The sequence below is a fragment of the Streptomyces sp. NPDC032161 genome, assembly GCF_040636995.1.
Lineage (GTDB): Bacteria > Actinomycetota > Actinomycetes > Streptomycetales > Streptomycetaceae > Streptomyces.
The window spans coordinates 63962-88438 of the sequence record NZ_JBEZVN010000005.1 but is presented as its reverse complement, the minus strand read 5'-3'; the positions used below and the strand labels follow the sequence as shown (position 1 = coordinate 88438).

Annotated in this window: 20 protein-coding genes; 8 read left to right on the top strand and 12 right to left on the bottom strand. The window is 72.7% G+C overall.

What is annotated here, in order from left to right:
- Positions 1–142 precede the first annotated feature (142 nt).
- A complete protein-coding gene (locus tag AB0E67_RS14650) occupies positions 143–1285 on the bottom strand; it encodes a bile acid:sodium symporter family protein (protein WP_362025790.1) in 1143 nt (380 codons plus the stop codon).
- Positions 1286–1404: 119 nt separating this feature from the next.
- Between AB0E67_RS14650 and AB0E67_RS14645 the strand changes: the two genes are divergently transcribed.
- From AB0E67_RS14645 to AB0E67_RS14635, 3 genes are all read left to right on the top strand, one after another.
- Complete coding sequence (locus AB0E67_RS14645; RefSeq protein ID WP_362025787.1) at positions 1405–2367, top strand: LysR substrate-binding domain-containing protein; 963 nt, start codon at positions 1405–1407, stop codon at positions 2365–2367.
- Between the two features lie 247 nt (positions 2368–2614).
- Positions 2615–4414 (top strand): long-chain fatty acid--CoA ligase, encoded by a 1800-nt coding sequence (locus tag AB0E67_RS14640; protein WP_362025784.1) that lies wholly within the window; start codon positions 2615–2617, stop codon positions 4412–4414.
- Between the two features lie 384 nt (positions 4415–4798).
- On the top strand, positions 4799–4957 hold the full coding sequence (locus AB0E67_RS14635) for a hypothetical protein (protein WP_362025781.1): 159 nt from the start codon (positions 4799–4801) through the stop codon (positions 4955–4957).
- Between the two features lie 127 nt (positions 4958–5084).
- Here the strand turns inward: AB0E67_RS14635 and AB0E67_RS14630 are convergent, their stop codons facing one another.
- Positions 5085–6353, bottom strand: coding sequence for a glycosyl hydrolase family 8 (locus tag AB0E67_RS14630; RefSeq protein ID WP_362025778.1), 1269 nt, complete (start codon positions 6351–6353; stop codon positions 5085–5087).
- A 9-nt stretch (positions 6354–6362) separates the two neighbouring features.
- Positions 6363–6650 (bottom strand): hypothetical protein, encoded by a 288-nt coding sequence (locus AB0E67_RS14625; protein WP_362025775.1) that lies wholly within the window; start codon positions 6648–6650, stop codon positions 6363–6365.
- A 497-nt stretch (positions 6651–7147) separates the two neighbouring features.
- On the opposite strand from AB0E67_RS14625, the gene AB0E67_RS14620 reads away from it, so the two are divergent.
- The gene (locus AB0E67_RS14620; RefSeq protein ID WP_362025773.1) at positions 7148–7984 is read left to right on the top strand and encodes an aldo/keto reductase; all 837 of its coding nucleotides are present in this window, start codon (positions 7148–7150) and stop codon (positions 7982–7984) included.
- 774 nt (positions 7985–8758) lie between these two features.
- On the opposite strand, the gene AB0E67_RS14615 is transcribed toward AB0E67_RS14620, so the two are convergent.
- Positions 8759–9364, bottom strand: a complete 606-nt coding sequence (locus tag AB0E67_RS14615; RefSeq protein WP_362025770.1) for a hypothetical protein — start codon at positions 9362–9364, stop codon at positions 8759–8761.
- A 502-nt stretch (positions 9365–9866) separates the two neighbouring features.
- A complete protein-coding gene (locus AB0E67_RS14610) occupies positions 9867–10817 on the bottom strand; it encodes a class I SAM-dependent methyltransferase (RefSeq protein WP_362025768.1) in 951 nt (316 codons plus the stop codon).
- Between the two features lie 265 nt (positions 10818–11082).
- Here AB0E67_RS14610 and AB0E67_RS14605 point away from each other — a divergent pair, with 265 nt between their 5' ends.
- On the top strand, positions 11083–12045 hold the full coding sequence (locus AB0E67_RS14605; RefSeq protein ID WP_362025765.1) for a LysR family transcriptional regulator: 963 nt from the start codon (positions 11083–11085) through the stop codon (positions 12043–12045).
- A 47-nt stretch (positions 12046–12092) separates the two neighbouring features.
- Here the strand turns inward: AB0E67_RS14605 and AB0E67_RS14600 are convergent, their stop codons facing one another.
- Positions 12093–12398 carry a 4a-hydroxytetrahydrobiopterin dehydratase gene (locus AB0E67_RS14600; RefSeq protein ID WP_073781495.1) on the bottom strand — a complete coding sequence of 102 codons (306 nt, stop codon included), beginning with the start codon at positions 12396–12398 and terminating at the stop codon, positions 12093–12095.
- A gap of 63 nt (positions 12399–12461) precedes the next feature.
- Between AB0E67_RS14600 and AB0E67_RS14595 the strand changes: the two genes are divergently transcribed.
- Complete coding sequence (locus AB0E67_RS14595; protein ID WP_362025762.1) at positions 12462–13340, top strand: helix-turn-helix transcriptional regulator; 879 nt, start codon at positions 12462–12464, stop codon at positions 13338–13340.
- A 114-nt stretch (positions 13341–13454) separates the two neighbouring features.
- Here AB0E67_RS14595 and secD read toward each other — a convergent pair whose 3' ends face one another.
- The 6 genes from secD to AB0E67_RS14565 form a co-directional block, all read right to left on the bottom strand.
- Positions 13455–16019, bottom strand: a complete 2565-nt coding sequence (secD, locus tag AB0E67_RS14590; RefSeq protein ID WP_362025759.1) for a protein translocase subunit SecD — start codon at positions 16017–16019, stop codon at positions 13455–13457.
- A gap of 57 nt (positions 16020–16076) precedes the next feature.
- Complete coding sequence (locus AB0E67_RS14585) at positions 16077–16568, bottom strand: hypothetical protein (protein ID WP_362025757.1); 492 nt, start codon at positions 16566–16568, stop codon at positions 16077–16079.
- Positions 16569–16684: 116 nt separating this feature from the next.
- Entirely contained in the window at positions 16685–17506 is an 822-nt protein-coding gene (locus AB0E67_RS14580) for a rod shape-determining protein MreC (RefSeq protein WP_362025754.1), read from the bottom strand.
- A 167-nt stretch (positions 17507–17673) separates the two neighbouring features.
- Positions 17674–19794 (bottom strand): NAD-dependent DNA ligase LigA, encoded by a 2121-nt coding sequence (ligA, locus tag AB0E67_RS14575; RefSeq protein ID WP_362025751.1) that lies wholly within the window; start codon positions 19792–19794, stop codon positions 17674–17676.
- Between the two features lie 48 nt (positions 19795–19842).
- Positions 19843–22035 carry a phage holin family protein gene (locus tag AB0E67_RS14570; RefSeq protein ID WP_362025748.1) on the bottom strand — a complete coding sequence of 731 codons (2193 nt, stop codon included), beginning with the start codon at positions 22033–22035 and terminating at the stop codon, positions 19843–19845.
- 160 nt (positions 22036–22195) lie between these two features.
- Positions 22196–22609, bottom strand: coding sequence for a hypothetical protein (locus tag AB0E67_RS14565; protein WP_362025746.1), 414 nt, complete (start codon positions 22607–22609; stop codon positions 22196–22198).
- A gap of 440 nt (positions 22610–23049) precedes the next feature.
- Here AB0E67_RS14565 and AB0E67_RS14560 point away from each other — a divergent pair, with 440 nt between their 5' ends.
- Both AB0E67_RS14560 and AB0E67_RS14555 read left to right on the top strand, forming a co-directional pair.
- On the top strand, positions 23050–23841 hold the full coding sequence (locus tag AB0E67_RS14560; protein ID WP_362025744.1) for an MBL fold metallo-hydrolase: 792 nt from the start codon (positions 23050–23052) through the stop codon (positions 23839–23841).
- Positions 23838–24458, top strand: a complete 621-nt coding sequence (locus AB0E67_RS14555; protein WP_362025741.1) for a VTT domain-containing protein — start codon at positions 23838–23840, stop codon at positions 24456–24458. Before AB0E67_RS14560 ends, AB0E67_RS14555 begins: the two co-directional genes overlap by 4 nt.
- The last annotated feature ends 19 nt before the right edge of the window (positions 24459–24477 follow it).

The window sequence follows — 24477 nt, the reverse complement described above, 5'->3', positions numbered from 1 at the left end:
CGGCGCCCCACGGGCCGACCGGCACCGCACCGCCCCGCTCGCCTGCGTCGGGAGGAGCCGGCCGGAACCGGTCGCGATCCGCCGGTCGCGGCCCGCCGCCGGGCCGACGCTCCGGCCGCGCCCCCGGCCGACGGGCCCTGTGTCAGGTCGAGGCCCCCTCGGCCACCGCATCGTCCCGCCGCCGCCCCGGCTCCTCCTCACCGGTCCCCGGCGCCACGGACGTCTCCGCATGCCCCACGGGCGTCTCCGCACGCTCCACGCGAGGTCCCACCGGCCCCGAGGCCTGCTCCGTGCGCTCCGGGGCCGCCTCCGGCACATCGCGCGAGCGGCGTTTGGCGAGCACCGCGCACACCATCAGCTGCATCTGGTGGAAGAGCATCAGCGGCAGCACGGCGTAGGACGCCTGCGCGCCGAAGAGCACGCTCGCCATCGGCAGCCCGGAGGCGAGGCTCTTCTTCGATCCGGCGAACTGGACGGCGATCCGGTCCGCCCGGCCGAACCCCAGCCGCTTCGCCCCGTACCAGGTCAGCGTCACCATCAGCGCGAGCAGCAGCGCCTCGGCGCCGAGCAGCGCCCCGAGCCGGGCCGGGGTGACCTGGTGCCAGATGCCGGTGACCATGCCCTCACTGAACGCCGTGTAGACGACGAGCAGGATCGAGCCGCGGTCGACGTAGCCGAGGATCTTCTTGTGGCGGGTGAGGAAGCCATTGACCCAGCGGCGCAGCAGCTGCCCGGCCACGAACGGCAGCAGCAGCTGGACCCCGATCCTCAGCAGCGCGTCCGCCGAGAAGCCGCCGCCACTGTCGCCGAGCAGCGCCGCGGCGAGCAGCGGGGTGAGGAGGATTCCGGCGATCGAGGAGAAGGAGCCCGCGCAGATCGCCGCGGCCACGTTGCCGCGGGCGATGGAGGTGAAGGCGATCGAGGACTGGATGGTCGAGGGGACGAGGCAGAGGAAGAGGAAGCCGCTGTGGAGCTGCGGCGTCAGGACGTACGGCACCAGTCCCCGCGCCGCCAGCCCGAGCAGTGGGAACGCCACGAAGGTGCAGGCCAGGACGGTGAGGTGGAGCCGCCAGTGCTTGAGGCCGTCGACGGCCTCGGCGGTGGAGAGGCGGGCGCCGTACAGGAAGAAGAGAAGCGCGATCGCTCCGGTCGATGCACCGCCCGCGACGTCCGCGGCGGCCCCGGACGCGGGCAGTATCGCCGCGACCGCGACCGTGCCGATCAGCGCCAGGATGTACGGGTCGACCGGCAGCCAGGACGGCAGCCTCGGGGTGCGGCGGCTCATGTGCTCCACGCGTTCTCTCGGATCCGTTCGTACCCTCCCATCCTGCTGAGGAGCGGGGCCATCGGGAATCCCGTATACCACTCTCACTGTCATCACGATCCGCGATAGCCTGGGGTTCCATGTACGACCCCACGCAGCTCCGGACGTTTCTCGCCGTCGCCCAGACCCTGAGCTTCACCCAGGCCGCCCGTCGGCTGGGGGTGCGGCAGTCCACGGTGAGCCAGCACGTGCGGCGCCTGGAGGACGCGACGGGGCGGCCGTTGTTCACCCGCGACACCCACCGGGTCGACCTCACCCCGGACGGCGAGGCGATGCTCGGCTTCGCCCGGACGATATTGGAAGCCCACGAACGGGCCGCGGCCTTCTTCGCGGGGACGCGGCTGCGGGGGCGGCTGCGGTTCGGGGCCTCCGAGGACTTCGTCCTGACGCGGCTGCCGGAGATCCTGGAGTCCTTCCGCCGCGATCATCCGGAGGTCGAGCTGGAGCTGACGGTGGAACTCTCCGGGATCCTGCACCAGCGCCTGGCGGCGGGCCGGCTCGATCTGGTGCTCGCCAAGCGGCGCACCGGAGACACGCACGGGGAACTTGTCTGGCGGGACGCGCTGACCTGGATCGGCGCGCCGCGCCTGCGGATCGACCCGGACCGTCCGGTTCCGCTGGTGCTGTACCCGCCGCCCGGCATCACCCGGGCCCGCGCCCTGGAGGCCCTGGAGCGGCACGGCAGGTCCTGGCGGATCGCGTGCACGAGTACGAGCCTCAACGGTCTGGTCGCGGCGGCCCGTGCCGGGCTCGGCGTGATGGCCCACAGCCGGGGCCTGGTCCCGCCCGGTCTGGCGCCGCTGCCGCCCAGGTCCGCCCTGCCCGACCTGGGCGGTGTGGACTTCGTCCTGCTGCACGGCCGCCGCGGGGACGGGGCGCCGGGGGCCGGCGGATCGCACGAGGCCGCCGACGCCCTGGCGGCGGCGATCCTGGCGGGCGCCGACCGGCTGATCCGCACGCCGGACCGGGCCGACCCGGACCGATACCCCCGGTATCCCCGCATCCGGCCCGAACACGAGCACATCCGCCCCGAAGACGGGTGATCGTCGCGTATCCGCGTGATCGCCGCGTACGGATTGGGTGGAGATTCCGGCGCCGGCCCCTTACTCCGCGGTCTCAGCCGCGCCCGGGCCTTGCCCATCTGGCCGGATATCGGTGGTCGGCCCGTGCGTGGGCGGCGTCGCCCGCCTGTCCGGGCCCCTCCCGCCCGGCCGCCCGTTGGGGTACCGTCGCGGCGCTGTGCGGAGCGCCACGAGGAGCAGGTCATTGCGCGATTTCACTGTCCCACCCATGGCGGCCGCTCCTCTCGTGAGCGGACTGGCCGACGTGGTGTTCGAATACGCCGAGGACGAGCCCGACCGGATCGCCCTGGGCCGCAAGGACGCGAACGGAATCTGGCGCGATGTCACCGCGGCGGCGTTCCGCGACGAGGTGCTGGCGCTGGCCAGGGGGCTGATCGCGCACGGCGTCCGGTTCGGCGACCGGGTGGCTCTGATGTCCCGCACCTGCTACGAGTGGACGCTCTTCGACTTCGCACTGTGGTCGGTCGGGGCCCAGTCCGTGCCCGTGTATCCGACGTCCTCGGCCGAGCAGGTCCACTGGATGCTGCACGACGCGGACGTGTCCGCCGTCATGGTCGAGCACGAGGACCACGCGATGACGGTGGCGTCGGTGATCGACCGGCTGCCCGGCGTCAAGCGTCTCTGGCAGCTCGACGCCGACGCGGTGGCCGAACTGGTCGACGCGGGCGGCCGGGTCGAGGACGAGGTCGTGCACCGCCACCGGCGCGCGGTGACCCCCGAATCGGTGGCGACCGTCATCTACACCTCCGGGACCACGGGACGGCCGAGGGGCTGCGTGCTCACGCACGCCAACTTCATGTTCGAGACGGACACCATGGCCTCCCGCTGGCAGTCGGTCTTCCGGTCCCGGCCCGGCGACGAGGCGACCACCCTGCTGTTCCTGCCGCTGGCACACGTCTTCGGCCGCATGGTCGAGGTCGCGGCGGTCCGCGGCCGGGTGAAGCTGGGCCACCAGCCGGACCTGTCGGCGAAGGCCCTGATGCCGGACCTGGTCTCGTTCCGGCCGACGTTCGTCCTCGCCGTGCCGTACGTCTTCGAGAAGGTCTTCGACGCCGCCCGGCGCAGGGCCGAGACCGAGGGGCGGGCCGTCGCGTTCGACAAGGCGGTGGACGTCGCGGTCACGTACGCGGAGGCGATGGAGGCGCGGGCCTTCGGCACCGGTCCGGGGCCGTCGGCCGGACTGCGGGTGCAGCACCAGTTCTTCGACAAGGTCGTGTACCGGAAGGTGCGCGAGTCGCTGGGCGGCCGCATCCGGCACGCCATGTCCGGCGGGTCCGGGATGGACCGGCGGCTCGGGCTGTTCTTCGAGGGCGCGGGGGTCACCGTGTACGAGGGGTACGGGCTGACCGAGTCGACCGCGGCGGCCACCGCCAATCCGCCGGAGCGCACCCGGTACGGCACGGTCGGGCAGCCGGTCCCGGGCACCACGGTGCACATCGCGGAGGACGGCGAGGTGTGGGTGCACGGCCCCCATGTGTTCGCGGGCTACCTGGGCGATCCGGAGGCGACCGCGGCGGTGCTGCGCGACGGCTGGCTGTCCACCGGGGACCTGGGGTCCCTCGACGCGGACGGCTATCTGACGATCACCGGGCGGAAGAAGGAGATCCTGGTGACGTCGGGCGGCAAGAGCGTGTCCCCGGCCGGCCTGGAGGAGCGGGTGCGGGCGCATCCGCTGGTCGCGCAGTGCCTGGTGGTCGGCAACGACCGGCCGTATGTCGCGGCGCTGGTCACGATCGACCAGGACGCGGTGGAGCACTGGCTCGCCATGCAGGGCCGGGAGCCGCTCCGGCCGGAGGAGCTGGTGCGCGACCCGGGCCTGGAGACGGAGATCCGGCGCGCGGTGGTGGCCGCCAACACGTCGGTGTCCCAGGCCGAGTCGATCCGTACGTTCCGGATACTGGCGCGTCCGTTCAGCGAGGAGCACGGTCTGCTGACCCCCTCGCTCAAGCTGAAGCGCAGGGCGATCGAGGCGGCGTACGCGGCGGAGGTCGACGCGTTGTACCGCTGAGGCACGGTGCGCGGTGCCGTGACCCGGCGGCACGGCACCGCGCACATGGGCGGTACGGGACGGTCCTCAGGTGATCGAGACGCGGAACAGCTTGTCCGCGCCGGGCGGCTCCTTCCCGTTGATGTCGCAGTTGGTGGTGGAGAGCCACAACTCGTCCCGGCCGGGCACCGCGGTGACCGTGCGCAGCCGACCGATGGAGCCGACGTAGTACGCGGTGGGTGTGCCGAGGTTCTCGCCGTCGATGGGTACCCGCCACAGCGGGGGGGGCGAGACATGGCCCGCGGCGTCCTCGCGACGACGTCCAGGGAGTACGGGCTGGCGCAGGCGAGTCCCGTGAGCGTCGTCGTGGTGGCGGGCGGGGTGCCCGTCACGGTCTTGTAGACGGTGTTCCCGCTGCCCACCTCGTACGCGGTGACGGCCGTGTCGTCCGTCGCCGCGCCCCACTTCAGGGCGACGCCGTTCGCGGTGAGCCCCGACGTGGACAGGGTTCCGGGCGCGGTGGGAGGCGTGCTGTCCGGTGTGGTGACCGTGACGTCGATGTAGTCGAGGTTGGGCAGTCCGTCGGCCGTCGTGGAGGTGAGCCGGATCCTGTTGCCGCCCGCCGTCACCGCGAGGGCCGCCGTTCCTCTCCGTGCAGTGGTGAGTGTTCCGCCCCGCATCCGAACCTCCGTCAGGGAACCCAGTAGTTGCCGGACGCGACGATCATCGACTGGAGCTGGACGCTTCCGCCGTAGTAGGAGCCCGGGTCGATCGAGGTGCCCGCGATCTTCTTCCAGAGCGCGTCGAGCCATGCCTGGGAACCGGGGTCGGTCAGCGCGGTCACGGCGAACGGGGCGGTGAAGGCCATGTCGTGACCGCTGTCGAACGCGCTGCCGTTGAGACGGTAGCCGGTGACGATCTTGTTGGGGTCGCCGCCCGTCTTGGACTTGATCCAGGAGTTCATCTTGCGCGCCGAGGCGAGCGAGGCGCTGCCCCCTCCGGTGACGGCGTCGGCGCCGATGCGCCACGGGTCGCGGCAGGCGTTCCAGGAGTAGTCGCCGTCGTTGGGGCCCTCCAGCACCTCGCCCGGTGCGGGCTTTGCCGTGCCGTTGGTGTTGACGACGAAGTCCGCCAGCAGCCCGGTGCTCGACGCGTACGTGGACTGCTGACCGGTGATCAGTTTCTGGTGGGCGGTGCGCACGGTGTCCCAGGTGCTGTCGCCCGTGGCCTTCTTGAAGGCGCGGAAGTGGTCGAGCATCCAGTCCGAGGAGCGGGTCATCCAGTGGTGGGACTCCCCGGAGTCCGACCAGTCGCCGAGCAGCGTGAGGTGGGTGGTCGGGTTGATCTCGCTCTTCTTGATGGCGTTGATGCGCTTGACCGCGAGGTCCTTGTAGTTGTAGGTGCCGGACGATCCCCACTGCTTGTCGGCGAGGAGCAGCCCGAAGGCCACGTCGAGGTCGCCGTCGGTCGCGGAGTCGGATCCGTTGACGCTCTTGCAGGAGGAGTTCTGCTCGGCGGCGAGGAGGTTGGAGTTGTTGACCGAGGGGTGCGCGAGCACGTACTTGACCAAGCCGTCGAAGACGGTCTTCGCGTCCGGGTCGGCACCGGCCATCGTCGCCGTGATGACCATGCCGTAGCCCTGGGCCTCGGCGACGTAGGGGTGGTCCGCGTCCGGCGAGATCACCTCGTACCAGCCGTTGCCGCAGTTCTTCTTGACGAACGCCGACTTCCAGGCGTTGTACGTCTTGACCACGGCCTGGTCGAGCGTGGACTGGGAGCCGGACGGCTTCAGGGTTCCCGCCGCGTACGGAAAGGTGTGGCTGCCGAACGGCACCGCGGGACCGGCCGCGGCACCGGACGCCACCGCGGTCGCGGACGGTGCGCCGAGCAGCGGCAGCAGCAGTCCGGCTGCGGCGAGCGCCGCTCCGCCGACGGCCGGCTTCCTGATGGTGATGCGCATGGGATCTCCTCAGCCCTGGTACTGGACGACGATCTCGGTGGATTCGCGCAAGGCCCGGGACGCCCCGCCGCGGGCGTCCGCGCCGGTGCCCGGTCCGCGGGCACGGTCGCGGTGGACGGACCGGAAGGGGCGGGGCGCGGGGTGATGCCGACGGGCGGCGTCGCCGTGCCGGTGGGCACTCCCGACGGCGGCCGTCGCGGACTCGGTGTCCTCGAGGCCGCTCGCGGCGGCCGGGGCGGGTCCGGCACCCCGGTCACCCGCATCCGAGGCGGCGATCGCCCTCGGAACGTGACCCACCAGGGGCAGAAGCAGACAGCTGAGGCCGGCGAGTACGGCAGCGGCACGACGTGGGGGGCGGTCACCGCGCACGGGTGCTCCCTTTCAGATCCGCGTTAGGAAAGGTTCCTAACCATCACTGAATGGGATTCCTTCGCGGCCGATCTGTCAATGCCCCTCGCGGACCCAAATATCTGTTCCCGTACATGAGTTCGCCGGATTCCGGACACCTCGGGCATGAAACACGGCAACGGGGCACGATCGGGGCCCGGCGGGCAGGGCAGTCGGAGCCGGGCCCCGCCGGCCGGAGCCTGGCGGCCGGCTCATCGGCAGCCGGTCCGCCGACCGCGCCGCGGGCGGCCGCCGAACCCCCGGGCCGTCGAACGGGTCGGACCGCGGCCCGACGGCCCCCGGGCCGGACAGGTCACCGGCCCGGGGGCCGGGCCACCGGGAATGCCTGGCGCACTGTGATCGTTGACCATGCGAATCCCAACCGACGACGTAAGGATCGACCGCTCGTGAGCAAGGTCCCCTCCATCACCCTCAACAACGGCGTCGAGATGCCGCAGCTCGGTTTCGGCGTCTGGCAGGTGCCGGACGCCGAGGCCGCGAAGGCGGTCGCGACGGCCATCGAGTCCGGGTACCGGAGCATCGACACCGCCGCGATCTACGAGAACGAGAAGGGCACCGGCCGGGCCGTGGCGGCCTCCGGTGTCGCCCGCGAGGAACTGTTCATCACGACGAAGCTGTGGAACGCCGAGCAGGGGTACGACTCCACCCTGCGCGCGTTCGACGCCTCGCTCGACAAGCTGGGTACGGACTATGTCGACCTGTACCTGATCCACTGGCCGCTGCCGGCGAAGGACGCGTACGTCGACACGTACAAGGCGTTCGAGAAGATCTACTCCGAAGGCCGCGCGAAGGCCATCGGGGTCTCGAACTTCCTCCCGGAGCACCTGGAGCGCCTGCTCGGCGAGACGTCCGTGGTACCGGCCGTCAACCAGATCGAGCTCCACCCGCAGCTCCAGCAGGCGCAGTCGCGCGCCGTCCACGCCGCTCACGGCATCGCGACCGAGGCGTGGTCCCCGCTGGGACAGGGCAAGGGCCTCCTGGAGGTGCCGACGGTGGTCGCGATCGCGCGGAAGCACGGCCGCACGCCCGCCCAGGTGGTGCTCCGCTGGCACATCCAGACGGGCAACGTGGTGATCCCGAAGTCCGTGACACCGTCGCGGATCGTCGAGAACATCGACGTGTTCGGCTTCGAGCTGGACGCCGACGACCTCGCCGCGATCGCCGCACTGGACGAGGGCAAGCGCCTCGGCCCGGACCCGGCCGATTTCAACGTCGGCGCCTGAGAGCCTGTCGGATGACCTTCGACCGGAAAGCGGACGCGGCATGGTGCGTGCGATTCCAAGGCGCCGGGAGGTCTTCGGATGGGGTCTCCCCTGCTCCTTGAGAGCTTGGGGAAGGAGCTACGAGGGCATGCCGACAACGCCGGAAGCGTGCGTGCCAGGGCGTGGCCGCCCGGTCAGAGGTCACCCGACAGGCTCCGAGCGTTCTCGCCGCGCCACTGACCGCGCGGGCCGCCGGGAAGCACGGTCCGGACGGCCACACGGGCCGTCGCCCGACCGGGCGACGGCCCGCCCCTGGAGACACGCGGCGCCACAGGGGCATCCGCGTACCGGTACGGCGGGGGTCCGGAGAGCGGACCGATGACCGCGCCGCCCGGACTTCACCCCTCCGCGGCGAGAACGCCGGGAGGGGGGTCGGCATCCGCCGGTCCCCGCCGTGCGCGACCGGTCGGGGCCTTGACGGCCGGGACGTGGGCGGCGTCTGCCGCGCCGGCACCACGTTCGGCCGCCCCGGCCACGACCCCCTCCCGGGGCCGCGGCCGAGTGCCACGAGCCGAAGGCCGCACGCGGCGCGGCCGCTGCGGTCGGCTGGCAGTGCCTCACCGTCCGGCTTTAGTATGGCGAGGCAGGTGGATGTAGTTGTCAGGCGTTTTCAGGTGTGGGCATCCGGGACCGGGACGACGCCCCCGGATGCCCTGACTGGAACCCCGGCCCGATTCCGGCGGGCCGGGGTTCTACGTCGGACCGGCGACCATCACCGCGTCGGGTCCGCGACCGTCACCATTCCTCGCCGTACCCGTAGTCGTCGTAGTCGTCGTAGTCGTCGTCGTAGCCGCCGTGACCGCGGTGGTGGCGCTCGATCACACGGAAGCTGCCGACCACGCCGTCCTCGACGCACACACCGCCCTTGACGCGGCCCGGACGGACGCCGTCGCTGGAGCTCCACGGCCCGACGGTGGCGATGGGGGCGCCGTTGTCGCAGGTGACACCCCGGAAGACCTCGACGGTCCGGTGGCTCTCGTTGCGGATGTTGAGACTCTTGGATCCGAGCCCGCTGATCACGGTCACGCAGCCACCGCGCTCGTCGGAGTAGGTGCGCTCGTTGATGTGGATGCGCCCCTCGTGGTGGTGCCGGTGGTGGCGCTTCTTCTCGTGGCCGCCGCCGTAGCCCCTGCCCTCGTTGCCCCTGCCCTCGTTGCCCTTGCCTTCGTTGCCCTTGCCCGAGTCGCCGCCCTCGGGAACCGAAACGGGAGCGGCCTGCTGAACGACCGGGGTCGCCTGGACCTGCCCGGAGGTGGCGGCCGAGGCGTACGTGATACCTGTGGCGGCCATGGCGGCGGCAGCCGCGACAGCTGCCGTGACCATCGTGGAACGAGTAACCATGTCGCTTCTCCTTCCCAGAGAGGCCGGCTGAGCAGTCGACCCGTAATGAAGGTACTTACGATTTGTCATACCTGTCATACCGGACGCGTAGAAGGTCGATGTCGGCACTCCGATCGGGGTACACGAGATAGGCCATATGCTATTTCCGCGCCAGCGGAATTCGAATCAACTGGCCGGAGAAAATGGCTAATTGATGTGCAGTTAGCCTGTACAGGGGACTTTCTGATGCCTGCTCACCCTCGCGGCAGCGTGTCTTTTGTTGACACGGTCCCGACCGTGCGGCCATTCGGGGCACAGCCCCTCTGCCACAGGGCGGAATACCCTTCGCGCGGGCTTTTTCGCGCATCGGAAACCGGCGTTCCCGGCCGGTACTCCCCTTCCGGTGCCCCCTTTCTCCATTCCGGCCGCGGACCGGCGCGGCCGCTCGCAGTGCGACGGGCCGGGAGGAGCGGTCGATGCGACCGCGCCTCCCGGCCCGTCGTGCCCGGCAGACCTCAGCCCCTCACCGGACGGGACCGCCCCGCCGGCCCAGATGCACCGTGCGCGCCATGAGCAGGAAGACGTCGGGGCGACGGCGCAGTCCGGCCGGGTCCTCGGGGTCGAGCAGCCGGTCGAGCACCGTGATGTCCTCGGCCTCGAGGACGTCTTCGAGCATCTCGCGGCGCCGGGCGAACTCCGCGACGACATGGTCGCGCGCCGGTTCGGGCAGCGGTGCCGGGAGGTCGAGCAGGAAGCTGCGGGTGCCGTGCGGGCGCAGCCCCGCCGCGTCGAGCAGAGCGCTCCAGTCCTCGGTCTCGCGCCTGGAGGCGGGCAGGGAGGCCCGCATCGACTCGAACCAGCTCGCCGTGGCCGCTTCGATCCTGGCCTCCAGCCCGGGCCGCCCCATGCCCGTGTCGCGCGGCAGGTGACGGGCCGCCAGCCCGCCCTCGACCAGGGCGACGGTGCCGCCGGGGCGCAGCAGCGCGGCGAACCCGGCAAGGACGGCGCCCTGGTCGCCCATGTGGTGCAGGGAGTTGCCCGCCCAGATCAGGTCCGCCTCCCCCAGCCGGTCGAGGTCGTCGGGAAGGTCGGCCCGGCACGTGCCGACGCGGTCGCCGAGGCCGAGCCGTTCGGCACGGGCCCGGGCGCGGTCCAGAAGGGCCTCGGTGCCGTCGACGGCGACGACCTCCGCCTCGGGGAACACCTCGGCCAGCAGGCAGGTGACGACGCCGGGCCCGCTGCCGATGTCCAGGATCCGGCGCGTTTCCGCGACCGTCGGCAGTCCGGCGATCCAGCGGGCCGCCGCCTCGTACTGCGGGCGGCACAGTTCGCCCTCCCGCTCCAGGATCGGGGCCATGGCGTCCCAGTCGAAGTCGGCATCACCGTGGTGATGGCCCGGGGCCGCGCCGTGCCCGTGGCTGTGCGCGGCGTGGGCGGTGTCGTGGCGACGACCGTGTCCGTTGTGTTGGCTCATGGGGCCAGCGTCGCCACACCCCCGCTCCCTCGGCAAGCCGCCTTGCCGCTTCGGCAAAGCATCGCTCCGGTACTCCAGGTCCGTGCCGTCGTGGAGGAGCGTCCGTCCTCCGGACCCGGCCGGCCCGACGCCTCGCACCGGGCCGGCCGGTCCCTCGTGCGCGGTCCCCCGGTTCGTCGTGCGCGGCGGGGCGACTCCGAACTGATCGGTGCCGATTGGACAACGACATATTGCCGGTAGGCCACCCTGGCCATAACTTGCGTTTATGGAGCTGGAGTTGCGCCATCTGCGTACCATACGTGCCATCGCCGACACCGGAAGCCTCACGAAGGCGGCCGCGACCCTCGGGCTCGCCCAACCCGCGCTGAGCGCGCAGTTGCGACGGATCGAGAAGGCGCTCGGCGGTCCGCTCTTCGAGCGGGATCACACCGGCGCCCGGCCCACACCCCTCGGTGAGCTGGTGCTCGAACGGGCCCGGGTGGTGCTGCCCGCGGTCAGTGAACTCCAGCAGGAGGCGGTGCGGTTCGCCAACGCCTGCGGCCCGATGGAGCGCTTCCGGCTCGGTGGCACGCACGGCCCGTTGCTGGGCGGCCTCGTCGACCGTCTGGTCACCGCCCACCCGAACGCCCCGGTGTCGACGTACACCTCGTGGTCGGAGGCCGAGGTCGCCTCCCAACTGGTCGACGGGCGCCTGGACTTCGCGCTCATCGGAGTCTGCGGGGAGAGCCCGCCGCCCGCGAGCGACCGCTTGACCTGGCAGGTGATCGGGGTCGACCCGGTCTTCGTCATGCTGCCGGAATCGCATCCGCTGGCCGCCGAACGGGAACTCGACCTCGCCGCCCTCTCGGCGGAGTGCTGGGCGGACGTGCCGGGCGACGGCTGTTTCGCGGACTGCTTCGTCAGCGCCTGCGCGCGGGCCGGGTTCAGCCCGGCCTCGGTGTACGAGACGGACACCGCGTCCGTGGTCCATCTGGTCCAGGTGGGACGCGCGATCGGGCTGTGCCGGGCGACGTTCCCTCCGACGCCGGGGCTGGTGACCCGCCCGCTCGCGGGCACCCCGCTGAGCTGGCGCCACCTGCTGGGCTGGCACCCGCGTTCCGCGGCGGCCGTGTCGGCGGCCGGCGCGGTGAGCGGGCACACGGTGGCGGCGTACGCGGACGCGGTGGGACGTAGCGAGAGCTACTCGGGGTGGCTGGCCACGCATCCGGGGTTCGGCCCAGCGGGATGACCGTCGGCCCCCGGGACACGACGGTCCCGGGGCCCCGCCCCGGGCGGCTACCGCACGCCGTGGCCGCCCGCGATCGCCGCCACCCGTGCGGCGAGGTTCAGATCGTGCTCGGTGACCACGCCCCCGGCGTCGTGGGTGTTCACGGACAGGGTGACGGTGTTGTATCCGAGGGTCAGGTCGGAGTGGTGGTTCAGCTCGTCCTGGATCTGTGCCACGTGCACGGTCAGCCCGAGGGCCGCGAAGTGCGTGCGCAGGCGGTAGGTGCAGGTGATCCGGTCCCCCTCCAGCGACCAGCCGGGCAGGTCGCCCAGCCGTTCCTCGATCTCCTGGCGCGACAGTGGTTCGGCGGGCATGCTGCGACTCCCTCACGAGTGGTCGGTTCCGGTCGGCGGTGCCGGTGACGTTACGGTCTGGGTATGACAACTGTCGCGTCTGACACGGGGGTAGGGCCGCTGCTGCGCCGTTGGCGGGAGCAGCGGCGGATCAGCCAGCTGGAGCTGGCGCTCCGTGCCGACTCCTCCTCCCGGCACATCTCCTTCATCGAGACGGGCCGCGCCCGGCCCAGTGAGGAGATGGTCCTGCGTCTGGCGGAACACCTCGACGTCCCGGTCAGGGAACGCAACGCCCTGCTGGTGATGGCCGGCTACGCGCCGCGGTACGCGCAGACCGCGTTCGACGATCCCGCGCTGGCCCCGGTGCGCGAGGGGATGGAGCGGCTGCTCCAGGGGTACGACCCGTATCCGGCGCTGGTCGTCGACGGCGTGTACGACGTGGTGGCGGCCAATCGGGGGGTCGAGATGCTGCTGGAGGGGGTGGCCGGGCATCTGCTGGTGCCCCCGTTGAACGCGATGCGGCTCACGCTCCACCCGGAGGGCCTGGCCCCGCGCATCCGCAACCTCCGCGAGTGGCGTGCCGATCTGCTCGCGCAGATGAGACGCCAGATCGCCCTGGCCCGGTCGGCGGAGCTGCGCGAACTGTACGAGGAGGTCGCCGGCTACCCGCCACCGGAGCGTGCGGGCGGGCCAGAGGGCTCCGGACCGGCCGGGAACGCGGACGGGCCGGCCGGGTGCGCCGGGAGCGCGGATCGAGCGGCCGACGGGGCCCGTGCCGCGTCCGCCGCCCCCGCGTTCGCGTTGCCGTTGCGTATCGAGCACGGCGGCCGGGTGCTCTCGTTCATCTCGTCCATCGCGACGTTCAACACGCCGATGGACGTGACGGTGGCCGAGCTGGCCATCGAGACGTTCCTGCCCGCCGACCGGGCGACCGCCGATCTTCTGCGGTCTCTCGCCCCCTGACGGCCGGACGGCCCGGGGCGTGGTGCCCCGGCCGACGCGCGCCGCCCCCTTCCCGGGGCCGGATCACCGGTTGCGGGAAGGGGGCTGGCAGGGCCGTCCGGCCGGTCGGAGCCGCTACACGCGCGCTCCGTTGTCGAACGGGTCCCGCTGTGCCGTCCGCTTGCCGGAACGGCTTCCGGGGGACCGCTTCCGGGCGGGCGGCGGGGCCTTGCTGCTCCGTTCCAACAGGAGCGCTGCCGGGACAGCGGTCATCACCGAGGAGTACGTCCCGACGCAGATGCCGATCAGCAGGGCGAGGGCGAAGTCCGCGAGCGAGTCGCCGCCGAGCACGGCGAGAGCGGTCAGGATGAAAAGGGCGCCCATGCCCGTGTTGACCGTTCTGGGCACGGTCTGGAGCACCGCCCGGTTGGCGATCGTGGCGACGGGAGTGCGACGGGCCTTCGCCCACAGTTCCCGCACCCGGTCGAAGACCACCACGGAGTCGTTGACGGAGTACCCGATGACGGTCAGGAGCGCGGCGAGGAAGACGCCGTCGACGGTGCGCCCGAGCCAGGCGAAGGCACCGATCAGGATGACGACGTCGTGGACCAGCGCCCCGACCGATCCCACCGCGAACGTCCAGCGGAACCGGATCACCAGGTAGGCCAACTGGACGAGGACGGCGATGGCGAGCGCGATCAGGGCGTTGCGCCGGAGTTCGTCGCCGAGGCTGGGGCCGATCAGTTCGTCGCGGACCTTGGTGGTCTCGCCGCCCTCCTTCGCGAGGGCCGCGCGCAGGGTGTGCTCGCCGTCGTTGTCGAGCTTCCCGGTGCGTACGGAGAGGTCGCCGGAGCCCGCCGTGGTGACCTCGGCGTCGGGGAATCCCGCGTCCGACAGCAGGGTCCGGGCGCGTTCCACGTCCACGGGCTTGCTCGTGGAGTACTCGACGAGCCGGCCGCCGGTGAACTCGACCCCGAGGTTGACGCCGCGTACGACGATGCCGAGGACCGCGACGACGACCAGCGACGTGGAGATCAGCAGCCAGCGACGCGGGGAGCGCATCAGCTGGGGGTCGCGACGGGTCAGCCAGGTGCGCACCCGGCCGGGGCTGGCGATGCCGTTGAGCCCGCGCCGGGCGGTGACGAAGCGGGATCCCGCGGCGATCTCGGTGAGCGCGCGGGCGATGACGAGCGCGGAGAACATCGAGGCGACCACACCGATGGCGAGGGTGACGCCGAAGCCCTTCACCGGCCCGGAGCCGAGGAAGAAGAGCAGTCCCGCCGCGATCAGCGTGGTGACGTTCGAGTCCGCGACGGCGCTCCATGCGCCGCGGAACCCGGCGGTCAGGGAGGTGCGGAGCGAACGGTTCGGATGCTGCTCGTGCTCCTCCCTGGCGCGTTCGAAGACGAGCACGTTGGCGTCGACCGCCATGCCGATGGCCAGCACGAACCCCGCGAGGCCGGGAAGGGTGAGCGTGACGCCGAGGCCGACCAGGGCCGCGTACGAGATCAGTCCGTAGGCGGCGAGCGCGACGGCGGCGAGCGCGCCGAAGAGCCGGTAGACGATGGTGATGAAGAGCGCGGTGGCCGCGGCGCCGATGAGGGCGGCGCGCGCGCTGGCGTCGATGGCGGCGGCACCGAGTGTCGGGCCGACGGTGCGCTGTTCGACGATCTCGACGGGGAGCGGCAGGGCGCCGCCCTCGATCAGCAGGGCCAGTTCACGGGCCTCGTCGGCGCTGAACGAACCGGTGATCTGGGTGGAACCGGACGGCAGGCCGACGCCGCAGGCGACCGACGGGGACACCTGGGGCGAGGAGATGATCTGCTGGTCGAGGACGATGGCGACGCGGCGGCGGTCGTCCTGGACGGGGTTGCACGCGGCTTCGCCGGTCAGCCGGGTCCAGTCCTGTCCGGCCTTCTTGTGGAAGTCGAGCGAGACGGTCCAGCCGGCGCCCTGCTGGGCGTCGAACGAGGCGGAGGCCGCCTTGACGCCCGCGCCGGACAGCCGGGCCGGGCCCAGGTCGAGGAGACGGCCCTGTTCGTCGGGGAGCGTCAGCCCGCCGTCCGCCTTCTTGCCGCCCGTCTCCTTGTCCTCGCCCTTCTCGCCGTCGCCCTTCGCCCGGTCGGTCTTCTGGCCGTCCTCGGCCTTCTGGCCGTCCTCGGCCTTCTTGTCGTCCGTCGTACCGCCGGTGCCGGTCCCGTTCTCGGCCTTCTTGTCCGCTGTGGCCTTCTCCGCGGCGTCCCCGGCCTTGTTCCCGGTGTCCGCCTTGTCGTCGGACTCGCCTTCGGACTTGCCGTCCCCGGTCCCGCCGTCCTTCTTGCCGGACGTTCCCGCGTCGGCCTCGGTGGCGGGGCCCTGGACGGCGTGGAAGCTGAGCTGAGCGGTCTTGCCGATGACCTCGGCGGCCTTGCGCGGGTCCTGGACGTCCGGCAGTTCGACGATGATCCGGTCCTCGCCGGAACGGGTCAGGGTGGGCTCCGCGACACCCAGCGAGTCGATGCGCTGGCGGAGCACCTCCAGGGTGCGGTCGGTGCTCTCCCGGTCCGCCTTCGCGGTGTCCGAGTCCTTGGCCTGGAGCACCATTCTGGTGCCGCCCTGAAGGTCGAGGCCGAGTCTGGGTGACATGTTCAGCGTGATGAGCACGGAGACGAGCAGCACGGCGGCAGCCAGCACCGCTCGCACCGTGGTGGCGCGAGTCATGGGTTTCCTCCGAGGGGGCGCCGTGCGCCCTCGGCTCGGCGAGAACGGGACGGCGGTTCAGTGGGACGGGACCACGGGTGGCCGGGCGGGGGGCACAACCCGTACCGGGGCGGGTGGCCGGTGGACGGCCGTCCTCGGAGGCCCGCGTACGCCGGGAAGCGCGACGCGGAAACGGTCGATGGTGCGCGAGAGTGCGGCGGGCACCGGGCGCGGCCGGAGGTGCGGGGTACGGATGCCCGGCGCGTCGGGCAGCAGGACGTCGGGGTCGGACGGCGGGAGCTGCTGCAGGGCGCGGTTGTGCTCGGCACCGGCCCGGGGCCCGGGCCCGGGTCCGGTGGTGGGCGCGGGCCGGTGGCCGTCGGTGGCCGTGGCCGTGCGGGCGCGGCGGGAGTCGTGGACGGTGACCGTGCGGGCGGTCCGGTCGGTGTGCGGGACCGGTTGCCGGGCGTCGGGCGCCTGCGCGGCGGGAGGCGGCGGCGCGCCGGCGAACGGTCCCCCCGCGTACAGGGCCCCGGCCGCCGCGGGCGCGCCGCCCACGACGGTGAGCACGGCGAACAGCAGGGACGCGAGGAGTCGACGACCGGCCCGTGCGTGGCCGCGGCGCGCCGGGGTGTCCGGCCGGGCCCCCGGGGGCGCGTTCCCCGGGGGCGGCCCCGGGAGGGGGGTCACCTGTGTCGGCCCGACAGCGCGGGCGCCGTGGCCGCCCGGCGGAGCACCGAGTTGAGGATCAGTCCGGCACCGCGCACGACGGTGGTGGCCGGGTCGTCGACGAGACGCACCGGAGCGCCGAGCCGGACCGCTATCCGGTTGGTGACGTCAGGGCGTGCGGCACCGCCGCCCGCGAGCAGCGGGCCCTTGCGCAGGGCGCCCAGGACGGCGCCGTGCCGGTCCTGCTGCCACATGTCCAGGACCATGTCCAGGACAGTGCGGACGACGGCGCTGGGCGGCTCGCCGGGGCCGAGGTCGCTGAGTCCCGTCTCGGCCTGGCGGGCGTCGCGGATCTGTCCGCCGACCAGGAGCGTCGCCTCCGTGAGTTCGGCGCCGATGTCGACGACGAGCAGCGGGCCGCCGTCCTGCGGCGCGGCACACGCGGCGGCGGCCCTCGCGCTGTCCAGGGCGATGACACGGGTCGGCCCGAGGGAAGCGGCCGCCTCCCTCGCGGCGGCGCGGTGCTCGGCACCGGCGAGGACGGGATGGCTGAGCACGATCACGGTGCCGCTGCGGTCCGGCCCCAGGGCCGTGTCGGCGATGCGGCCGAGCATCCGCCCGCAGGACACCGGGTCGACGATGCGTCCCCGGCGCACCGGGCGCCCGTGCCCCGGCCCGTCGGCGGCTCCGGCGCAGGCGGCGTCGGCGACGACACCGTGCCCGGGCATCCACGCACGGGTACCGGAGCTGCCGAGATCGAGGGCGAGGCCGCGGGTGACGCCCCGCAGTTCCCGGTGGAAGGACCGGTCGATCCGCGGTCCGTCGTGCAGCGAACGCATCGTCCCTCCCCCGGATCTGCCGGAGCAGCCGTAGCACCCACCCACGCACCCGCTGACCGCAAGGCATGGCCGAGCCCTCACTATGCAATAGGGAGGCAAAGAAAGCCACTCTCGGGCAAAATCGAAGGGCTCGGGCGCCGCCGCCCGCTTCCCGGCCGCGCGGCGGGTCAGACCTCCGACGGCAGGAAGTCGGCTATCAGCGCGGCGAACTCGTCCGGCCCGGCGATCCGGACCCCGAGGTCCTCGGCCTTGGTGCGCTTGGATCCCGCCTTCTCACCGGCGACCAGGAGCGTGGTGCGCTTGGAGACGCTGGACGACGACTTCCCGCCCGCCCGCTCGATCAGTTCGTTCATCTGGTTGCGGGAGAGCTTCTCCAGCACACCGGTCATCGCGCCGGTGACCACCACGGTCATGCCGTGCAGCGGCAGTCCGGCGGCCCCGTCCGCGTTCCCCTCCCCGTCCTCGGACACGGTCTGCGCGGGCTCCTCGCCCGGCTCGGGCGGCGGCGTCGCGCCCGGCTCCGTCATGTTGACCCCTGCGGCCACCAGCTTCTCGATCAGCGGGGCCAGCTCCGCCAGCTCGGCGACGACGGCCGCGGCCTTCTCCTTGCCGATGCCGTCGACCCGCTGGAGCTCCTCGGCGTCGGCCGCCCTGATCCGGTCCATGTCCGCGAAGTAGCGGGCGATCCGCCGTGACATGGAGCGTCCGGTGCCGCGCACGCCCAGCGCGCAGAACACCCGGGAGAGCGGCTGCGTCCGTGCCGTGTCGATGGCGGCGAGGAGGTTGTCCGTGCTGGTCTCGCCCATCCGCTCCAGGCCGAGCAGCTGCTCCCGTCCGAGCGTGAAGAGGTCCGCGAAATCGGTCACCAGACCGGCGTCGACGAGCTGGACGACCCGGGTCGCGCCGAGCCCCTCGATGTCGAGCTGGTCGCGGCCGGCCGCGTAGGAGATGGAGGCGACGAGGCGGCAGTCACGGCCCCTGACGCACCGCCAGCGCTGTTCGCTGGTGTCGATCTCGGATCCGCACCGCGGGCATGCCTCGGGGAAGACCACGGGCTGCTCGTCGCCGGTCCGCAGGTGGGCGACGGGCGCCTCGATCCGGGGGATGATGTCGCCCGCCTTGTAGACCATGACCCGGTCGCCCAGGCGCAGGTCGCGGCGGGTGATGTCGGCCGGGTTGTGCAGGGTGGCGTAGCTGACCGTCGACCCGTCGATCTCGACGGGTTCCAGCACGGCGCGCGGCGCGATGATGCCGGTCCTGCCCACGTTCCATTCGACGCCGAGGAGCCGGGTGACCTTCTCGACGGCCGGGAGCTTGTACGCGATGGCCCAGCGCGGCGCCCGGCTCCCGGAACCGGCGTCGCGCTGGTCGGCCGCGAGATCGGCCTTGATCACGATGCCGTCGATCCCGAACGGCAACGCGGCACGCAGCCCCGCGACCTCCTCGACACGGGCCTGCACGTCCTCGACGGTGGTGACGGTCCGCGGAGCCACGTCCGTGGCCGCCGCGGTGTGGACGCCGAGCGCGGCGACGGACGCCAGGACCTCGCTGTGCGGGAGGTCGGCGAGCGTCTCGGTCAGTGCTCCGGACTCGGCCAGGGGCAGGGCCCCGTAGGCGAAGAACGTCATCTCCACCGTGTACGCCCGGTCCTTGGCGCGCAGGGTGCCCGCCGCGCCGTTCCTCGGGTTGGCGAAGGGGGTGCCGCCGTGCTCGGTGCGCACGGCGTTGGCCTGCTCGAACTGTTCGTTCGTCATCAGGATCTCGCCACGCAGCTCGATCGTGACCGGCTCGGCCAGCTGTCCGGGAAGTCCGGCCACGGTGCCGATCGCGTGCGACACGTCCTCGCCGGCGGTGCCGTCGCCCCGGGTGATCAGCTGGTCCAGACGGCCCTCCCGGTAGCGGGCGGCGACGGCCAGTCCGTCGAGTTTCGGCTCCACGCTCCATGCGGCGACGGGCCTGCCGATGCGGCGCTCCAGCGACGCCGTCCACGCCGCGAACTGCTCGGCCGAGAAGACGTTGTCCAGGGACAGCATCGGCACCGTGTGCGGCACGTCCCCGCTCGCGGCCCCGCCGGCCACCTTGCCGGTCGGTGACGCGTCCAGCACCTCCTGCGGGTGCTCCTGCTCGTATGCGGCGATCCCCCGGACCAGCCGGTCGTACGCGTCGTCGTCCAGCGCGCTCTCGCCCGTGGCGTAGTAGGCCGCCGCGGCCTGCGACGCTTCTTCGACCGCGGCGGCGTAGGCGGCGGCATCGGCGAGCACAACAGCTGAGTTCGTCATGGCCCCCATCCTGCCGTCCACCACTGACAATCCCCTCCCAGCAGGGAGAACGCCCCGTCAGCCGACCGTCGGAACCGTTCCGTCCGCCTCGCCCGAAAGCTCCGCCCCACCGGAACGCCCCGCCCCTTCGCGCGGGCCCGCCCCGTCGAACCGCCTCGCCCCGTCGGCGCCGTCCGCCGCGTACCGCACGACCGTCGTCGGCGTGCGCGTCACCGGAGTCCGCTGCCCCGCGCACTCCCCCAGCCAGCGCCGCAGCACCCCGTGCACCCGCTCGGCCCCCACCAGCTCGGTGCCGTCGGCCACCGGGGACGACAGGTCCGTCGGCCACAGCAGGAACGGCCGGGACTGCGCGCCGCCGAGGCCCCCGTGCGAGCCGATCTGTTCCTCGAAGGCGTGCACGGTGCCCGTGGCCGGGTCGTGCATCGAGTTCACCATGACGTCGGCGACGTGCGGGAAGGTGTCGGTGCGGCGGATCGCGGCGGCCGCACCGGGGCCGAACGGGGCCAGCGGCCCCTCCCCGTCGCGCAGCTCCCGCACCGGGATCTCGGTGCCTCCGCGGCTCAGCACCACAGATCCGTGGCGTTCGCTGCGGACCAGCAGGAAGCCGATGCCCGGGTGGTTGGCGAGGGTGCCGAGCAGCGCCGGACGGCTCCGGTCGAGCTGTTCGCGCGAGGCACGCCCCTCGATGTCGGGGAAGGAGATCAGCCCGAGGTTGCCGGAGGCGAGGACGACCGGGTCGGACGGCCCGGCGCGGTGCTCCGCCCCGGTCTCCTCGACCGGGCGCCGGTGCAGGGCGATCCGTACCGCGTCGCGCGCCTCCGAGCCGCTGCGGGTGCGCTGCGCCCGGCGGGACACGGGCAGGCCGCAGCCCGCCCGCACCAGGTCCTTGAGCGTCAGCCCGTACGCTCCCGCGAAGGTCTCCCCCGGGCTCTGACCGTGGTCGGAGAGGAGCACGATCCGGTACCGGCGCGGGGTGTGCTCGGCGACCTTCGCGATCAGCGCGAGACAGCGGTCCAGCCGCCCGAGCAGCTTCTCCGCGTCGCGGCTGTGCGGTCCGGAGTGGTGCGCCACCTCGTCGTACGCGACGAGGTCGGCGTAGACGGCGGTGCGTCCGGCGAACATGTCCCCGATGACGGCGGCGACCACCACGTCCCGTTCGACGACGGTGGCGAAGGCCCGGATGAAGGGGTAGAGCCCGCCGCGCTTGATCCGAGGCGTGTCCTTCCGGATGCGGGCCCGGGTGGACTCGCCGATCTCGCGGCAGACCTCCGCGACGAACGCCAACGCCGTGCGCACGGCGTTGGCCGGGTCGGAGAAATAGGCGAAGTACCCGGCCCGGGAACGGCGGCCCTTGCCGCGCCTGGCCGCCATGGACAGGACGAGCGCCAGTTGGTCGGCGCCGCCGCTGAAGAGGTTGCCGCGGCTGGCGCCGTCGACGGTGAGCAGCCCTCCGTCACGGGTGCGGGCGACGGCCCTGCGCTGGAGTTCGAGAGCGCTCGCGGGCCGGCTGGAGACCATGACGTCGCCGGTCTCCTTCTCGTACCAGCGAAAGGCGGGGACGTCGTGGTTGCTGCCGTGCAGGATGCCGAGCTGGCTGGCTCCGGTCTGGCTGGACCAGTCGGTGCGCCAGGAGGTGAGCCGGTGGCTCCCGTCGTCCGTGAGCCACCGCGCGACGGTCGGCATCAGACCGGTGTCCGCCGCCCTGGCGAGGATGTCGTGGCCGACGCCGTCGAGCTGGATGAACACGATGCCCGGCGGCCCGCAGCGGCCGTGGTCGTGCCCGCTGCGGCGGCGTCGGCGGTCGGCGAGCCGGGACAGGCGCCGCCGGTAGGCGTTGTCGTCGCGGACGGCGAGCGCCGTGGACGTGGCCGAGGCGACGGCGGACATCACGGCCGCGACGACGACCGCGGTCTGCGGGTCGGCGGCGCCGCGCCCGTCCGGTATGAGCCGCAGGGCGACCAGCAGCAGCGAACCGTTCAGGAAGAAGACGAGCAGCCCGAGGACGAGTGCGGGCACGATCAGCAGTGCCCGCACCAGGAGCGGCCAGACGAGTGCGGAGAGCAGGCCGAACGCTCCGGCGCCCCAGGCCGCGGTGAACGCGGTCTTGGTGATGCTGTCGCCGTCGTCCGACTGGAGCCGGAACTCCGGCAGTACCCCGGCGAGCACCAGCATCGTGAGCGTGGAGACCGCCCACACCACGGCCACTCGCATCAGGGCGTTGCCGGCCGTTCGCCATCGCCCGTCACCCACGCCTCAACCACCTCACGTCCGGGCCCCGCCGCTCCGGACCCTGTCCCCCAGCCTGTCACAGCCCGACGGCAAGCCGCGGAAGGGACGGGGCCGGGACGAGGGCGGGGGGCTGGGCCCGGGGCGGAGGAGGAAGCAGCGGCGGCAGTGGAGGCGGAGTGCGTCAGCGGCCGTCGTAACCGGCGGTGGGCATGGAGAGCCTGCGGTGCACGCTCGCCTTCGTGGTGGCGTTGTACGGCGGCTCGTCCAGCCCGGCGATCTCCAGGCGCACGCCGCGCCGCGCGCACTCCGCGGCGAACTCCGCGACCGACGTGAGGGCCCGTTCCAGCACCCGGTCGTTGGCGGCGACGAACACCTCGACGTCGCCGCTCTCGACATCGCTCCACAGGGCGTGGTGATCGGGGCGCAGCCCGTAGAAGCGGAGCTGGCGGGTGACGACGTATCCCTTGTCCGCGGCCCAGCGGGCGCACATGTCGTGCTGGCTGCGGGTGTCCACGAGGAACGGATCGCTGTCGAGTTCTTCGAGCGGTGTGAGACTGGCGATCGCCGCCACCCGTACGTCCACTGCGTCCCCCAAGACCGTTCCCCCGTGCTAGGCGTACGGGCGACCCTACCCCTCCCTCTCCCCTGCAAAAAGGCGCATGTCGGGACGGGAGGAGCGCGTGACACCGCGCGGAACGGCGGTGCGCCCGCGCGCGCCGGAGCGGACCCGGCGGCGAGGGCGCACACGGGGCGGCGGGAAGGGTCGTACGGGTGGCCCGGGTGTACGCCACGGCGCACACGCCCGATGCGTGGACCACGCCCCGTACCCGGCGCACACGCTCGATGCTCGCCCGCTGCTCGTACCCGGCGCACACACCGGTGCGGGGCATTCCTCCGTGCACGGCGCACCCTCTCGGTCCTCGGCACCACCCGGAGGATGCGTCAACGGACGGAGCCCGAGCACCCGATCCGGTCACGGCATTAGGCTCGGTTGCCGGAGCCGAACGAGAAGACCCGGGAACGAGGAGGTGCCGCGTGCCGGTGGAAGTCACTTGGTGGGGCCATGCCACCTGCACGATCGAGGATTCCGGGGTGCGCGTGCTCACCGATCCGCTGTTCGTAAGACGCCTGGCCCATCTGCGTCGGCGTCGCGGCGAGCTGCCCGGCCCGGAGGCCGCGGTCGCCGATGTCGTGCTCGTCTCGCATCTCCACTCCGACCACCTCCACCTGCCGTCGCTGGCCCGGCTCGCGGCGGGCAGCCGACTGGTGGTGCCGGTGGGCGCGCTGCGCACCGTGCCGGGGCTGCGCCGGCTGAGCTCGGCTCGCGCGCTGCGGGTCACCGAGGTGGCCCCCGGCGACGAGGTCCGGTTCGGCGGGACGGACGGGGTGCGCGTCCGCGTGGTTCCCTCGCTGCACGACGGCAGGCGCCTGCCCATGGGGCCGCACCGCTCCCCCGCGCTCGGCTTTGTGATCGAGGGCGAGGCCCGGACGTACTTCGCGGGCGACACCGGCCTGTTCGACGACATGGCCCGGATCGTCGGGCCGGTGGACGTGGCACTGCTGCCGGTGGGCGGCTGGGGCCCGTACCTGGGCCACGGCCATCTGGACGCGGAGCGGGCGGCGCGGGCGCTGGCCCGGCTGGCGCCCCGGGCCGCCGTACCGGTGCACTACGGCACGTACTGGCCGATCGGGCTGGACGGCGTCCGGCCGCACGAGTTCCACTCGCCGGGCGACGAGTTCGTCCGCAAGGCGGCGGTGCTGGCACCGGAGGTGGCCACGCACCGGCTCTCCCACGGCGAGCGGATGCGGCCGGGGGCCACCAGGTGATCCAGGAGGTCGTGCGACAGCTCCCCCCGGAGTCGACGCAGCAGGCGGTGGGCTACCCCTCCTTGTTCCTGCTGGTGACCCTGGGCTCGTTGGCGCCGGTGGTGCCGACGGGCGCGTTGGTCAGCTCGGCGGCGGTGGTGGCACTGCATCAGTCGTCGCCGTTCGCGCTGCTGGTGGTGTTCGCGGTGGCGGCGACGGCGGCGTTCGTCGGCGACATCTGCCTGTACTGGCTCGGCCGGCGCGGGGTGCGGTCGAGGAACGGTTCGAAGTGGCTCCGGACCATCAGCGACCAGGCCGCTCCGGAACGGCTGGAACAGGCACGGCGGAAGCTGGACGAGCACGGGGCGATGGTGCTCGTGCTGTCGCGGCTGATACCCGCGGGGCGGATTCCCGTGATGCTGGCCTGCCTGCTGAGCCGGATGCCGTTGCACCGGTTCGCGCGCGGGGACGTGCCGGCCTGTCTGGCGTGGGCCGCGACGTACCAGTTGATCGGTGTGCTGGGCGGCTCGCTGTTCCCCGAACCGTGGCAGGGGGTGGTCGCGGCGGTGGGTCTGACGCTGCTGGTAAGCGGCGGCCCGGCGGCGTGGCGCCGGATACGGGCCCGGTTCGGCCACTGAACACGTTCCCGGTCCGGCC